This window comes from Tumebacillus sp. BK434, assembly GCF_004340785.1.
Classification (GTDB): Bacteria; Bacillota; Bacilli; order Tumebacillales; family Tumebacillaceae; genus Tumebacillus_A.
The window spans coordinates 67,888-82,561 of record NZ_SLXS01000001.1 but is presented as its reverse complement, the minus strand read 5'-3'; the positions used below and the strand labels follow the sequence as shown (position 1 = coordinate 82,561).

Genomic DNA, 14,674 nt, shown 5'->3' with positions numbered 1-14,674 from the left:
AAGGCTTGATCGTTGCATTACACTTCCATGATGATCGGCAGGATCATCGGACGGCGGCGGGTCTGTTCGTACAGGAAGCGGGACAGGGCATCGCGCACGCCCGTCTTCAGGGACGACCATTCGTTGACGTTCTCTGCCACCATGCGCTGCAGTGTCGCCGTGACGATGCGGTTCGCTTCGTCGAGCAACTGTTCCGACTCGCGCACGTAGACGAAGCCGCGGGAGATGATGTCCGGACCGGAAAGAATCGTGCCTTCCGCCTTGGACAAGGTAACCACAACGACGAGGATGCCGTCTTGCGAGAGCAGCTTGCGGTCGCGCAGGACGATGTTGCCAACGTCGCCGACGCCGAGACCGTCGATCAGCACGGTGCCGGACGGCACTTTCGAGCCGAGGCGGGCGCGGCCGTTCTGGAATTCTACCTGATCGCCGACATCGACGATGAAGCAGTTATCTTCTTCAACGCCTGTTGCCACGGCCAGTTCAACGTGTTTTTTCAGCATCCGGAACTCACCGTGTACCGGGATGAAGTATTTCGGCTGCACCAGGTTGAGCATCAACTTCAGTTCTTCCTGCGAGCCGTGACCGGAAACGTGTACGCCGGACACTTGCTGGTAGATGACGTTCGCGCCGATGCGGAACAGCTGGTCGATCGTGCGGGAGATGAACTTCTCGTTGCCCGGGATCGGCGAAGACGCGATAATGACGGTGTCGCCCGGCAGGATCTCCACTTTGCGGTGTGTCGCGCGCGCCATGCGGGTCAAGGCAGACATCGCTTCACCTTGGGAGCCGGTGGAGAGCACGACGATCTTGTCGGCCGGCAGTTTGTTCACTTCGTCCGGATCGATCAAGGTGCCTTTTGCCACCTGCAGGTAGCCGAGTTCCATCGCGATGTTGATGTTGTTGACCATGCTGCGTCCGACGACGGCAACTTTGCGCCCGTGCCGCTCCGCCGCGGTAAACACCTGCTGAATCCGGTGCAGGTTGGAAGCGAATGTCGCGAGGATGATGCGGCGCTCCGCCTGACGGAAGGTGTCATCGATCGTGACGCCGACCACGCGCTCCGACATCGTGTAGCCCGGACGCTCTGCGTTGGTGGAGTCGGAGAGCAGCGCAAGTACGCCCTTCGCGCCCCACTCGGACAGCATATGGAAGTCCGCTTTGCGGTTGTCGACCGGCGTGAAGTCAAATTTGAAGTCGCCGGTGTGGATCACGATGCCTTCCGGAGTGTCGATCGCAAAACCGACGGTGTCCGGAATGGAGTGGTTGTTATAGAACGGAGTAACCGTGAAGGCACCCGCTTTGATATTGTTCTGGTTGGTGACGGTGATCAGCTTGGTGACCTCAAGAAGATTGTGTTCACGCAGTTTGCCTTCGATCAGCCCGAGCGTCAAACGTGTCCCGTAGACCGGCACGTTGATATGCTTCAGGAAGTACGGAAGACCTCCGATGTGGTCTTCGTGTCCGTGAGTAATAAACATACCGCGGATCTTGTTCTTGTTCTCGATCAGGTAGGTGATATCCGGGATGACGATGTCAATCCCGAGCATTTCCTCCTCCGGGAACTTCAAGCCGGCATCGACCACAATGATGTCGTTGCCATACACATACGCCGTCATATTCTTGCCGATTTCCCCAACGCCGCCCAACGGGATGATCGACAATTTGTTGTTGTTCTTGCTCAAAACTACACCTCCAAAAGTATCCGATTCATTCGCTTGTCCTAGTTCGTGTCACCAAAAACCCGTACCAGTCACTTGGTAAATATTATACATGAACTATATCTTCGTTACAAGAGAGAGCCATTGAGCGTAGTATTTCCGTCGAAAACCAGGCTTACACAACAAAAAGAGGAGCAGGCTCTGCACGGGAGAGCCGCTCCTCTTTTGGCGAAGCGTCTTAGCCTTTGACTTTTTTCAAACGGGTGCCAATCTCTTCGACCAGCTCGAACGGCGCAGCCGTAAGCGGCAGGCGCACGCCACCGACTTCGACGCCGCTCTGGTTCAGCGCAGCTTTGACGAGCGTCGGGTTGGTGGCGAGGAACAGGCCTTGGAAGACCGGCAGCAGCTTGGCGTGAATCTGCGCTGCTTCCGCCACATTGCCTTCCACAAACTGATTGATCATCTCGGTCATCTCGCTGCCGATGACGTGCGAAGCCACCGAGACGATGCCATAAGCCCCGACAGACAGCATCGGCAGGGTCAGGTAGTCGTCGCCGCTGTACACCTTGAATCCGGCCGGCGCGGCTGCTGTGATCTCCGAGATCTGGTTGAAGTCGCCGCTCGATTCTTTGGTCGCCACCACGTTGTCGATCTCGGCGAGGCGCAGAGTGGTCTCCGACGTCATGTTCACGCCGGTGCGGCCCGGAATGTTGTACAGGATGCAGGGAATCTGCACCGACTCGGCGATCGCTTTGAAGTGCTGGTACATGCCCTCTTGCGACGGCTTGTTGTAGTACGGCACCACGAGCAGCAGGCCGTCCACGCCGGCCGCTTCCGCTTCCTGCGACAGTTTGACCGATGCTTTCGTGCTGTTGCTCGACGTCCCGGCGACCACTTTGACACGGCCGGCCGCTTTTTCCACCACATATTTGAACAGGGAGATCTTCTCATCGTGTGTCAAAGTCGGCGATTCGCCGGTCGTGCCGGAAACGACGAGCGTTGTCGTACCGGTCGCGATCAGATGATCGATCAGACGGTCCAAACGCCCGTAGTCGATCTCCTCATTGTCATCAAACGGAGTGACCATCGCGGTCAAGAGTCTTCCAAAATCCACTGCCACTGTCTACACACCATCCTTGGATATTAAGTTTGAATCTTCTGCTCCGATTACAGAGCGTGCAGTTCGAATTTGTTGTGCAGGGCGCGCACAGCTTGTGCCATATCTTCACCGCGCACGAGGCACCAGATCGTCGTATGCGAGTCGGCCGATTGCAGGATCTCGATGCCTTCCGACGTGATCGCTTCGAGGATCAGCGCCATCACGCCCGGGACGCCGGCGATACCGGCGCCAACCGCCGACACTTTTGCACAGCCGCGCGTCACTTCCGGACGGAAGCCGAGGTCTTCCAGCACATGGATCGCCTTGTTCGTATCATGGTCTGAGACGGTATAGACGACGCCGCGCGCATTGACGTTGATGAAATCGACCGAGATCCCGTTCGCAGCCATCGCCCGAAACACTTTCAACTGCATCCCGTTATCGCCGGGTTCGGCAAACACTTTCAGCTGAGTGACGTTCGCCGTCTGCGTGATGCCGGTCACCAGCTGATCGCGCAGTTCGCCTTCGATGCGGTCCGTCCCGGTCTGTGAGGTGACCAGCGTTCCTTCCTCTTTCGAAGAAGTCGCCCGCACGCGGATCGGGATGTTTTTTTGCATCGCGATCTCTACGGCGCGGGGATGGATCACCTTCGCGCCCTGATAGGCGAGGTTGCAGATCTCGCTGTAGGTGACGGAGCGCAGGCGTCTCGCGTCATCGACGATGCGGGGGTCGGCCGTCATGATGCCTGCGACGTCGGTGAAGATGTCGACCACTTCCGCATCGAGCGCCACGGCGAGCGCGGTCGCCGTCGTGTCACTGCCGCCGCGGCCGAGGGTCGTCGTTTCATAGTCTTTCGTCCAGCCTTGAAAACCGGTCACGATCACCACGCGGTCATGCTCGAGCTCCTGCAAGATCCGCTTCGGGTTGATCGTCATGATCTGCGCCTGGGAAAAATCATCGTTGGTCGTGATCCCCGCCTGACCGCCGTTCAAGACGGTCGCCTCCACGCCGTGCGAGCGCAGCTGCGCGGCAAACACGACGCCGGAGATCACTTCGCCGCAAGACATCAAGAGATCCACTTCGCGGCGGGAGGTTCTGTCCTGCTCGTCGATCAAAGAGAGCAGCGAGTCGGTCGCGTACGGATCTCCTTTGCGCCCCATCGCCGAGACGACGACCACGACGCTGTACCCGAGCGACTTGGCCTCCAGGATGTGTTCGATCGCTTGTTCCCTGATCTCTCGCGTGGCCACCGAAGTGCCACCGAACTTTTGAACGAGTATTCGCATGCAGTCCCCTTCTTACTACTTGGATTTCACCATATATTCCGCAATCTGCACCGCGTTCCAGGCAGCGCCTTTGAGCACGTTGTCAGATACTACCCACAAGTTCAAGCCGCGCGGATGGAACAGGTCGCGGCGGATGCGCCCCACATACACGTCATGAGTGCCCTCTGCCATCGCCGGCATCGGGTACTCCTGTTCTTTCAGGTTGTCGATCACCGTCACGCCCGGCGCCTGCTCGAGCAGTTGGCGCACCTCTTCGAGGTCGAACGACTTCTCCGTCTCAATGTAAACCGCTTCGGCATGGCCGTACATGACCGGAATACGCACAGCGGTCGGCGTGACTTGGATCTCTTGGTCGCCGAAGATCTTGCGCGTCTCGTTGACCATCTTCATCTCTTCTTTGGAAAAACCGTTTTCTTCAAACACGTCGATCTGCGGGATCGCGTTAAACGCCATCTGGTGTTTCTTCGGCTGTGAGCCGACCGGCAGATGCGTGCCGACCACCTCTTCGCCGTTCAGCACGGCGCGGGTCTGGTCGAGCAGGTCGTCGACGCCTTTTTGCCCGGCGCCGGACACCGCCTGGTAGGTCGAGACGATGATGCGCTCGATGCCATAAGCATCATAGAGCGGCTTGAGCGCGACGACCATCTGGATCGTCGAGCAGTTCGGATTGGCGATGATGCCCTGGTGCTGCGAGATCGCGTGCGGGTTGACTTCCGGCACGACGAGCGGCACTTCCGGCACCATGCGGAACGCGCTGGTGTTGTCGATGACGACCGCACCGCGCTCCACCGCTTCCGGAGCCAGTTTCTCAGAGATGGAACCGCCCGCCGAGAACAGCGCGAAGTCGATGCCTTCGAACGCTTCCGGACGGGCTTCTTCCACCGTATAGGTCTGGCCTTTAAACGTCACTTGCTGGCCAACAGAACGAGGAGAGGCGAGCAAGCGGAGTTCGCCAACGGGGAAATCCCGTTTCTCCAGAGTTTCAATCATTTTCTGACCGACTGCGCCTGTGGCTCCAACCACTGCAACATTGTAGCGTTCTTTTTTTACCATTTCGATCGTCCAACTCCTCGTCAAGTAAGCTTGCTGTTTATTTTTGCAGGTCGCGCCACTTCTCCACGATCATCGGCTGGAGCTGCTTCTTCTCCAGCGCCTGTTCGATCGTTTCCAAAATCAGCTCGTTTCGCGCGACCAGCGAATTGATTTTCTTCCACGGGTCATCTTGCCCAAACGGGACAAAGAAAATGTTCTTCGTCGCCAGCAGCCGCCCGATGTTGGTCGCATTGAGCCCCAGGCCGTCATTGGTCGAGATCGACACGACGACCGGGCGGTCGTTGCGCAGCGTTGATTTCGCTGCCATCAGCACGGGCGATTCGTTCATCGCGTTGGCCAGCTTCGCCAGCGAGTTGCCGGTGCAGGGTGCGATCAGCATGCAGTCGAGCAGTTTCGAGGGGCCGAGCGGTTCGGCCTCCGGAATCGACTTGATCGCTTGCTCGCCGGTGATCTGCTCAATCGTCGCCACCCATTCATCCGCTTCGGCGAAACGGGTGGAAGTCGACTGTACCGTATAGGACAAGACAGGAATCACGCGGGCTCCGGCATTTACCAGCGCTTCCATCGCCGGCTGTACTTCCGCGTACGTGCAATGTGAACCGGTAAGACCAAAACCAATCGTTTTCCCTTTCAATTCCATCGCCGATACCTCCAGGTTATGCGTACTCCCAAAGGATCCGGCAGAGCGTCCTTGCCAAAATCTGCCCTGCGGTCTTCGGGGCAACGATCCCCGGCAGGCCTGGAGCAAGAATTGCTTTGATTCCCCGTTTTTCTGCATAGCGAAAGTCGGTGCCGCCCGGCTTGGACGCGATGTCGATAATCACACAGGACTTCGGCACCCGCGCCAGCACTTCGGCTGACAACACAAGATGCGGAATCGTGTTGAAGATCAGCTCCGCATCGCTTACCGCCTTTCCGATTTCATTCATCGGGTATGCCTCAAGCCCCATCTCTTCAATGCGGGCGAGGTCCGGCTCTTTCCTCGCACAGACCCGTACATCCGCCCCGATGCCGTTCAGCATCCGGGCCAGGGTGATCCCGCAGCGCCCGAACCCGAGCACTACGGAGCGCGAACCATGGATCGTGATATCCGTATGCTCCATCGCCATCGCGATCGCCCCTTCGGCAGAAGGCACAGAATTCTTGATCGCCACCTCATCGAGCTCCATCAGTTGGATCAGGCGCAGACCTTTGGTCTGACACACCTCCGTCAGTCGCTTCCTTGCGATCCCGGTAAAGATGAGCGCCCCCTGCCGGACTGCGGAAAAGTGATGATCCGCCAGTACCAGCTCTTCCTTGGAATAACGAGATTCCACGCGGCCAGCATCATCCATCCCGGTCACAGGAAGCACGATTGCGTCTACGTCTCTGAATGCATCTGGGTCAAGTTCTGCCTTTACCGTATCTGCGAGGGGGGTCTCAAGTTGGTCGAAGCCGATCAAAACGATGCTCGCATCGAGTTCGATCGCATACTTGATCACTTCAATCATGCGAGCGTCGCCGCCGACGAACGCCATTTTGATCCCTGTCAGCATGCTCCGGTTACCCCTTTCACAACATTTTACGCGAAACACAAGAAAATTCAAGGCACACAGCCAATTCTTCCTGAGACCTTGCTGCACAGATAACGGGGAATCTCCAGTGCCGCGGGTCGCTGCAGGTGAGATATCCTATGCGCTGGGCGAGTCGGTGGTGCCAAACACCGCATAGGCGCCGCGCGCCTCCTGGGTCGAATCGAGCAGGATCATGTCAGGGCCGACCTTGTGGATCGCCGCCCACGGGATGACCGACTGGTCTTTCCGCTTGTTGAAAAATCCGCCTTGGGTGATGACGATCGAATGGATCTGCCCGCTCACTTCATCAATAAACAAATCGGCGCCCCCGAGCATGCCAATCCGGGTGCCGGAACGCACGTCGATCAGTTCTTTCCCTGCCAGTTCACTCAGTCTCATCTGTCCTGATCCCTCCTGTCTTTGTTACCTCTTATGCGCAAAAAAATCGAAAAAGCACCTGAAGCGATCAGGTGCTTTTCATGAAAACGCTTATTTCGTTTCGCCCGGTGCCCGCAGATCGTCCAGCGGTCCGACGGCCGACATCGCGAATTTGCCGCCAAGGATCGCGCCCGCCGCCGTTTTGACATCTTCCAGCGTCACGTTTTTGATCTTGTCGACCATCTCGTCAAGCGAGATGTGGCGGCCGAGCAGCTCGTTTTTGCCAAGTCTCGACATGCGCGAGGACGTGCTCTCCAAGGAGAGCATCAGCGAGCCTTTCACCTGCTCTTTCGCTTTGTTCAGCTCGTCAGCGGTGATGCCATGTTGCGCGATGCCGCCGAGCACCTGTTCGCAGAGGTCGAGCACGTGCTGCGCCCGCTCCGGAGCGGTGCCGACATAGAGCCCGAACATGCCGATGTCTTTGTACGCGGTGTGGTAGCTGTAGATCGAATAGGCCAGACCGCGCTCTTCGCGGATCTCCTGGAACAGGCGCGACGAGGACGACCCGCCCAGCACGTTGTTAAACAGGATCACCGGGTAGATCATCGGATCATCATACGCGATGCCAGGCGCGCCCAGCACGATGTGCGCCTGCTCGGTCTTCTTGTTGCGGATCGCTTTGCCGGCATGGAACACCGCCTGCTCTTCCTGTCGCGAAATGCGCGACGGCTGCAGGTGGCCGAACAGCTTGCTCGCCAGCGCCACGGCGTGGTCGCGCTTGACGTTGCCGGCGATCGCGATGACCACGTTGTCGGTCGTGTATTTCTCTTCCATATAAGAGAACAGATCCTGTGGCACAAACGCGTTGAGGTTGGCTTCCGTGCCGAGGATGTTGTAGCCGAGCGGGTGCTTTTGAAACACCACTTCGGCGATCATGTCATGCACCAGATCATCCGGAGCATCTTCGTACATCTTGATCTCTTCAAGGACCACGCGACGCTCTTTGGCCAGCTCCTCCTCCGCAAACTTTGAGTTAAGCACCATATCGCCGAGCGTCTCCAGCGCCAGCCCGAAATGTTCGTCCAGCACTTTCGCGTAATAGCATGTGTATTCCTTGGACGTAAAAGCGTTGACCTGCCCGCCGATGCCGTCGAACAGCTCGGCGATCTGGCGCGCGTTCAGCTTCTCCGTTCCTTTAAACATCATGTGTTCAATAAAATGGGTAACGCCGTTATTCTGCGGACTTTCGTCGCGGGAGCCAGCCCCGACCCAGATCCCCAGCGATACGGAGCGCACCGATGGTATTTCTTCGATGACCACTCGTATCCCGTTTTGGAGCACTTCACGATAAATCAAGAACATCCTCCTCTTGTCAACGAGAGACTCTTACTTCTATGACGATTTCTATCTGACTGAATCAGGTTTACTATAGCAAAAAACCGGGCTCGATGCCACATCGAACCAATTTAAGAGGATGGCACAGGGCGCGTTTCGTCCAGCAGTTCGGAAACGGTGACCAGGCCATAGCCCTTTTTGACGAGACTTGGTACTATCGTACGCAGCGCGTTGCGAGTTGGTTCGGTCGGATGCATCAGCACCATCGAACCGTTTTCCGCGCGGGACAGCACGCGGTTGACGATCGTCGCAGCGGGTGGCTTTTTCCAGTCGACCGTGTCGAGCGACCAGAGGATCGTGTACATGCCCTGCTTGTAGGCGGTCGAGACGGTGGAATCGGCGTACGCACCGGACGGCGGTGCGAACAGCTTCGGCCGGATGCCTGTCGCCGCCTCGATCACTTCGTTGGTGCGGGTGATCTGGCGCAGCTGATCGGAGACGCCCATCCGTGACATATCGGGGTGCGAGTAGGCGTGGTTGCCGAGCTCATGACCGGCCGCCGCGATCTGCTTCGCGACGTCCGGATTCTTTTTCGTCCAACTGCCGTCGAGGAAGAAAGTCGCTTTCACCTGGTGTTCAGCCAAGGTGGCGAGCATCTCTGGTATATATTCTGTCCCCCAAGCAACGTTGATCATAAGCGCGATTTGCTTTTTTTGCGCATTTGCTTTGTAGATCGGCACAGCGCCGAGGTCTTTCAGATGCACTTTTGGCGGAATCTGCTCCGCCACCACCTGGATGCGGTCGCCGCCCGCTTTTTTCGTTTTTTCATACGTGGCATCGACATCGACTTTCAGCCCGTTCAATCCGGGGATGGCCCGCCAAACGGGATCGTTCTTGGCGTCGATCGGTTGTTTGTCATACTCTTTGGCGAGCAGTTCGATCCGCTGTTTGAGCGAATCGTGGCTCACCCCTGTCATCACATTGACGACGGCGACCTGCTGCTCGTGGCTGCCGCTCAAGACCAGCCCGCCTGCCAAAAACAAAAACGCCGCCGCACAAAGCAACAGACGGCGTTTGGTCAGCGTCACGATCAAATACGGTCGTTTCACAGTCACTCTACCTCCTCCTGCATCGAAGAGATCGTCTTCACGTCATAGCCGGCGCCGCGAATTCCTGTCAGCACTGTGCTGATCCCCTCCAAAGTGAGCCGGTCGGCGCGCAGGCGCACGATGTCTCCGGCCGACAACGCAGACGGCAGCCCGCTCCAGACGCCGGCAGCAGCTCCCGGTGATTCCGGGACGGCGGTGACCGACCAGGCGATCAGATTTTCATGACGTTTGCGGATCTCTTTGGCAACTTGTCCGTTCGTTTCACCGTCGGGCACGCGAAACAGGTCTACCTCCGGCAGGTGTGCCGCACGCCAAGCGTCGTCCGTCTTTTGCAGCTCTTGGCGCAGTTGCTCTGGCGAAAGTTCGGATGCGGTGCGGCTGCTATACAGACTGCGCCCCACCTCGTGCCCTTCTTTGACGATGGCGCGGGCCAGATGCGGGTGTCGCTCCACCCATTCTCCGGTCAGGAAAAAGGTCGCGCGTGCCCGTTCGGTCCGCAGTTTGACCAAAATCTGCGCGACTGGGTCGCTGTCCTGCGACACATCAAAGGTCAGTGCCACCACCGGATGCTCGACGCGGTAGGTCTGCACCGGGATCGCCAGTCCTTTCAGATCGCGGACATACGTGTTGATGGCCAGCGTATCGGTGATACCGGAAAACATCAACAGGCAAACGGCACAGGCGGCGACCAGTTTGCCGGAATGCAATCTGTTTCTGTTCCTGTACGTTATTTTTCTCATCTGGTTGTCCTCCTAACCTCAATGGCAGTCTATGCGACTTCAAAAAGGACTAGACCTCATGAAAAAAAGGAACAGAGCGGATGCTCTGTTCCTCGTAGTTGCTTCGTCAATCTAAAAGGCTTAGCTTCTCGGACGTGCCGGACGTTCGCCGCGGTCGCGGTTGCGGTCGCCGCCGCGATCTCCGCCACGGCTCGGACCTCCGGAGCGTTCACGTGCTGCCTTGACTTGGCGCTGGATCTCCTCCAGCGGCGTCGGCGGCTCGCCGCGCAGTTCGCGCAACGCTTCGCGGTGCGACAGGTTGACGCGGCCTTGGGAGTCGATCTCGGTGACTTTGACCATCAGCTTGTCGCCGACATTGCACACATCTTCCGTCTTCGCCACGCGCTCATCGCCGAGTTGGGAGATGTGCACGAGACCTTCCTTGCCCGGCAGCAGTTCAACAAACGCGCCGTATTTTTCGACACGGGTGACCGTGCCGTTGTACGTTGCGCCTGCTTCCACTTCCGCCACGATGTTTTCGATGATCTCTTTCGCCCGATACCCGGCTTGCGCATCGGTCGCGGCGATAAAGACGCGTCCATCCTGCTCGATGTCGATCTTGACGCCGGTCTCGTCGATGATCTTGTTGATCACGCGGCCGCCCGGTCCGATCACATCGCGGATCTTGTCCGGGTTGATGCGCATCGTGATGATGCGCGGCGCGTACGGGGAAAGCTCCGGGCGCGGCTCGGAGATCGCTTCCATCATCTTCGCCATGATGTGAGCGCGGCCGCGGTGCGCCTGTTCCAATGCCTGTTCAAGCACTTGGCGGTTAATGCCTTTGATCTTGATGTCCATCTGCAGCGCGGTGATGCCTTCGCTGGTCCCGGCAACCTTGAAGTCCATGTCGCCGAGGTGGTCTTCCATGCCTTGGATGTCGGTGAGGACGACCATCTTGTCACCGTCTGCGATCAGGCCCATCGCCACGCCGGCCACCGGCGCCTTGATCGGCACGCCCGCATCCATCAGCGCCAGCACAGAGCCGCAGATAGAAGCCTGCGAGGAGGAGCCGTTCGATTCCAGCACCTCGGAGACGAGGCGGATCGTGTACGGGAATTCTTCTTCGTTCGGGATGATCGGCTCGATCGCGCGTTCGCCGAGTGCGCCGTGACCGATGTCGCGACGGGACGGTGCGCGCAGCGGGCGCGCTTCGCCGACGGAGAACGGCGGGAAGTTGTAGTGGTGCATAAAGCGCTTCTCTTCCTCGAGACCGAGGCCGTCGATCGTCTGCGCGTCGCCGAGGGCACCGAGCGTACAGATCGACAGCGCCTGAGTCTGTCCGCGGGTGAAGAGGCCGGAGCCGTGCACGCGCGGCAGGATCGCCACTTCGGTCGCAACCGGGCGCACTTCGTCAACCGCGCGGCCGTCCGGTCGGATGCCTTCGTGCACGATCGAGTAGCGCACCTGTTCTTTTACGATGTCGTAGAGGACTTCATCGATGTCCTTCTGCTTTTCTTTGTATGCGTCTTCGCCGAGCAGTTCGAGCATCGCCGTGCGGACATCGTCTTTGACGACTGAGATGTTCGCTTCGCGCTCGTGCTTGTCGAAAGTGCGGATCGCTTCTTTCAGCTTGTCTGTCGCCATGGCGCGGACTTGCTCGTTGATCTCTGCGTCCACTTCGTGCAGGATCACTTCCATCTTCGCCGGCTGAATCTCAGCGATCATCTGTTCTTGGAACGCGATCAGCTCTTTGATCGCATCATGGCCAAACATGATCGCTTCGATCATGTCTTGTTCGGAGACGAACTTCGCGCCCGCTTCGACCATGTTGATCGCTTCTTTGGTGCCGGCGACCACGAGGTGCAAGTCGGACTTTTCCGTTTGCTCAACCGTCGGGTTGATCACCAGTTGGCCGTCGACGCGGCCGACGATGACGCCGGCGATCGGGCCTTCAAACGGCACGTCAGACAGCATCAGTGCAGCGGAGGTGCCGATCATCGCGGCGATCTCCGGCGCGCAGTCCTGATCGACCGACATGACGATGTCGACGATCTGCACGTCGTTGCGGAAGCCTTCCGGGAACAGCGGGCGCACCGGACGGTCGATCAGGCGGCTGGCCAGGATCGCTTTTTCAGACGGGCGTCCTTCACGCTTGATGAAGCCGCCCGGGATCTTGCCGGCCGCATACAGACGCTCTTCGTAGTTGACGGTGAGCGGGAAAAAGTCGAGGTCTTTCGGTTCTTTCGAAGCGGTGACAGTACAGAGGATCACCGTTTCGCCATAACGTACCAGAACGGAGCCGCTCGCCTGTTTCGCGAGTTTGCCCGTTTCGATCGTCAGCGTGCGGCCTCCGAGTGTAGTCGTAAACGTTCTATGCATAGAAGAAAAACTGCCTCCTTTTGGCGTTTTGCCTGATATCCTATGTATTCATGAAAAAGAGATGTGTGGTAACTATACCCACAACCTCTAAGTAATTCGCACCTGTGGACAGTATTTCCTTCTTCGTCTTAGAAAAATCATAGACATACAAAGAAGAAGCGGGAAATTTCTTCCCGCTTCTTGATTCCTTACTTACGCAGACCGAGTTTACCGATTACTTCGCGGTAACGGTTGATGTCTTTGTTACGCAGGTAGTTCAACAGGTTACGGCGATGACCAACCATTTTCAGCAGGCCGCGACGGGAGTGGTGGTCCTTCTTGTGCGTGCGCAGGTGGTTGTTCAGGTAGTTGATCTTGTTGGTGAGGATTGCGATTTGTACTTCCGGAGAACCGGTGTCGGTCTCGTGTACTTTAAAGGATTCGATCAGTTGGTTTTTTGCGTCTTGAGACAATGCCATCTCAATACACCTCCATTAGTTTATCCCCAAGGCCCAGAATGCCGTCGGTGTGCTCGGACAATCCGCGCTCATGGTTGCTCTGTCATTTGCCGATTACCGTGATGACAAGTCTTCCCTGCGCAATATCTTTCGCCACGATATCAAACGCCCGCCCGCCTAAAGAAACAAACCCCCGAAAACGTGTGGCCACCGGGACCAGTCCCGGGATCAGCCGCGCTGCTTTCGAGATATCCTCGATGCGGATGCCTCGTTGCCGTTCTTCAAACAACCGTTGTCTGGCGTGATCTGTGACGATGACTCGCATACTCAGTTATACTCAAACGAGAGCTGGCGGTCATCGTCCATCTCCGTGTACATGGAGAAGAGCGAATCTTGAAATGCGAGCAGAAATGCGTCTTGCATGCCGCTCTTGCGGTAAAACTTCACAAGGTCGCGGTTGAGTCGTTTAAACTCATCGCTGATGCAGATGCGAGCGACTTCGCGACACAATTCCATCAGACGTTCGTCACGTTCATCGACATGCGGGTATCTCACGCTCTTCCATCCCCTCGCTCACGAACAGAGTAGAGCCGGAGCTGGGATCACTGGAATGTTAGTAAGAACCACTAAAGTAGTATATCATACGAGGACATGTTCCACAATACCAGCCTATGTGCTGTAAATGTATGCACCGAAACTAGTACGATATGCCGGAAAACGAATGCAGGCGCGTCTCTGCTTCCCGCACGTCGGAACGGATCTGGGCAATCAGTTCGTCGACCGAGAAAAACTTTTTCTCATCGCGCAAGAAATCGAGCAGCTGCAGCCGCACATTCTGTCCGTACAAGTCCCCTTCAAAGTTCAAGAGGTGTGCTTCAAGCGTACGGCGATGGTTGTCGTGGAACGTCGGTTTCGTGCCGATGTTCAGCACGCCGGCGTACCATGCATTCTGCACCAGCACCCGCACCAGATAAACCCCGTTCTTCGGCAACGAGTACGGATCGTTCGGTTCGATGTTCGCCGTCGGGAACCCGAGCAGCCGTCCGCGCTTCTCGCCATGCACGACGATCCCGTTGATCCCGTATGGACGTCCGAGCAATTCCTGCACCAGACGCACATCGCCGTAAGACAGCTTCTCGCGGATCAGCGTGGAAGACACTTTCTCGCCGTACGCGTTGACCGCGCCGACGATTTCGACGTCGATGCCGATCTGTTCGGCGAGCTGCTTGAGCTGCGACGTGTCGGCGGTGCCGCCGCGGCCAAACGCATAGTCGAAGCCGACGACGACCGTCTGCGGGTGCAGCGCGCCGAGGAAGCGGAACACAAAGTCCTCCGCCGACATCCCCGCAAACTCCAGCGAGAAGTTGACGACATAGACGATGTCCACCCCGAGCTCCTGCATCACGCGCATCTTTTCGTCAAACGGCGTGAGCAGGTGCGTGTAGCCGCCTTTGCCCAGCACTTGGCGCGGATGCGGATAGAAGGTCAGCAAGCTGACCGGCAGGCCGCTCGACTCCGCCAAGCCCCTCGCCCGCGCAATCAGCTGCTGATGGCCGATGTGCAGCCCGTCAAAATTCCCCAATGCCATGACAGTCGGCCGAAATGCCGTACTCCCATTCCCGTCCAGAAGATCGGTGATTTGAATGATCTCCACGAGGTTCACCC

At 57.7% G+C, this 14,674-nt stretch carries 15 protein-coding genes; all 15 read right to left on the bottom strand.

Annotated elements, in window-relative coordinates; all coding sequences use genetic code 11:
* Positions 1-17: 17 nt before the first annotated feature.
* A complete protein-coding gene (locus EV586_RS00435) occupies positions 18-1,685 on the bottom strand; it encodes a ribonuclease J (RefSeq protein WP_132943120.1) in 1,668 nt (555 codons plus the stop codon).
* A 214-nt stretch (positions 1,686-1,899) separates the two neighbouring features.
* Complete coding sequence (gene dapA / locus EV586_RS00430; RefSeq protein ID WP_132943838.1) at positions 1,900-2,775, bottom strand: 4-hydroxy-tetrahydrodipicolinate synthase; 876 nt, start codon at positions 2,773-2,775, stop codon at positions 1,900-1,902.
* 53 nt (positions 2,776-2,828) lie between these two features.
* Positions 2,829-4,046, bottom strand: coding sequence for an aspartate kinase (gene dapG / locus EV586_RS00425; RefSeq protein ID WP_132943119.1), 1,218 nt, complete (start codon positions 4,044-4,046; stop codon positions 2,829-2,831).
* Between the two features lie 15 nt (positions 4,047-4,061).
* On the bottom strand, positions 4,062-5,099 hold the full coding sequence (locus EV586_RS00420; protein WP_132943118.1) for an aspartate-semialdehyde dehydrogenase: 1,038 nt from the start codon (positions 5,097-5,099) through the stop codon (positions 4,062-4,064).
* A gap of 37 nt (positions 5,100-5,136) precedes the next feature.
* Positions 5,137-5,739 carry a dipicolinate synthase subunit B gene (locus EV586_RS00415; RefSeq protein WP_132943117.1) on the bottom strand — a complete coding sequence of 201 codons (603 nt, stop codon included), beginning with the start codon at positions 5,737-5,739 and terminating at the stop codon, positions 5,137-5,139.
* Between the two features lie 16 nt (positions 5,740-5,755).
* Entirely contained in the window at positions 5,756-6,634 is an 879-nt protein-coding gene (dpsA, locus tag EV586_RS00410) for a dipicolinate synthase subunit DpsA (RefSeq protein WP_132943116.1), read from the bottom strand.
* 135 nt (positions 6,635-6,769) lie between these two features.
* Positions 6,770-7,051: a YlmC/YmxH family sporulation protein gene (locus EV586_RS00405; protein ID WP_132943115.1), complete on the bottom strand. Its 282-nt coding sequence runs from the start codon at positions 7,049-7,051 to the stop codon at positions 6,770-6,772.
* 90 nt (positions 7,052-7,141) lie between these two features.
* Entirely contained in the window at positions 7,142-8,386 is a 1,245-nt protein-coding gene (locus tag EV586_RS00400) for a M16 family metallopeptidase (RefSeq protein ID WP_243652886.1), read from the bottom strand.
* Between the two features lie 110 nt (positions 8,387-8,496).
* Complete coding sequence (locus EV586_RS00395) at positions 8,497-9,480, bottom strand: polysaccharide deacetylase family protein (RefSeq protein ID WP_132943113.1); 984 nt, start codon at positions 9,478-9,480, stop codon at positions 8,497-8,499.
* Positions 9,477-10,181 (bottom strand): polysaccharide deacetylase family protein, encoded by a 705-nt coding sequence (locus tag EV586_RS00390; protein ID WP_165898127.1) that lies wholly within the window; start codon positions 10,179-10,181, stop codon positions 9,477-9,479. Before EV586_RS00390 ends, EV586_RS00395 begins: the two co-directional genes overlap by 4 nt.
* A gap of 153 nt (positions 10,182-10,334) precedes the next feature.
* Positions 10,335-12,572 carry a polyribonucleotide nucleotidyltransferase gene (gene pnp, locus EV586_RS00385; RefSeq protein ID WP_132943111.1) on the bottom strand — a complete coding sequence of 746 codons (2,238 nt, stop codon included), beginning with the start codon at positions 12,570-12,572 and terminating at the stop codon, positions 10,335-10,337.
* Between the two features lie 188 nt (positions 12,573-12,760).
* Positions 12,761-13,030, bottom strand: coding sequence for a 30S ribosomal protein S15 (rpsO, locus tag EV586_RS00380; protein ID WP_094236838.1), 270 nt, complete (start codon positions 13,028-13,030; stop codon positions 12,761-12,763).
* Positions 13,031-13,112: 82 nt separating this feature from the next.
* Complete coding sequence (locus EV586_RS00375) at positions 13,113-13,334, bottom strand: hypothetical protein (RefSeq protein ID WP_132943110.1); 222 nt, start codon at positions 13,332-13,334, stop codon at positions 13,113-13,115.
* Between the two features lie 2 nt (positions 13,335-13,336).
* Positions 13,337-13,564, bottom strand: a complete 228-nt coding sequence (locus tag EV586_RS00370; protein ID WP_087457866.1) for a hypothetical protein — start codon at positions 13,562-13,564, stop codon at positions 13,337-13,339.
* A gap of 142 nt (positions 13,565-13,706) precedes the next feature.
* Entirely contained in the window at positions 13,707-14,663 is a 957-nt protein-coding gene (locus EV586_RS00365; RefSeq protein ID WP_243652885.1) for a bifunctional riboflavin kinase/FAD synthetase, read from the bottom strand.
* Positions 14,664-14,674: the final 11 nt, after the last annotated feature.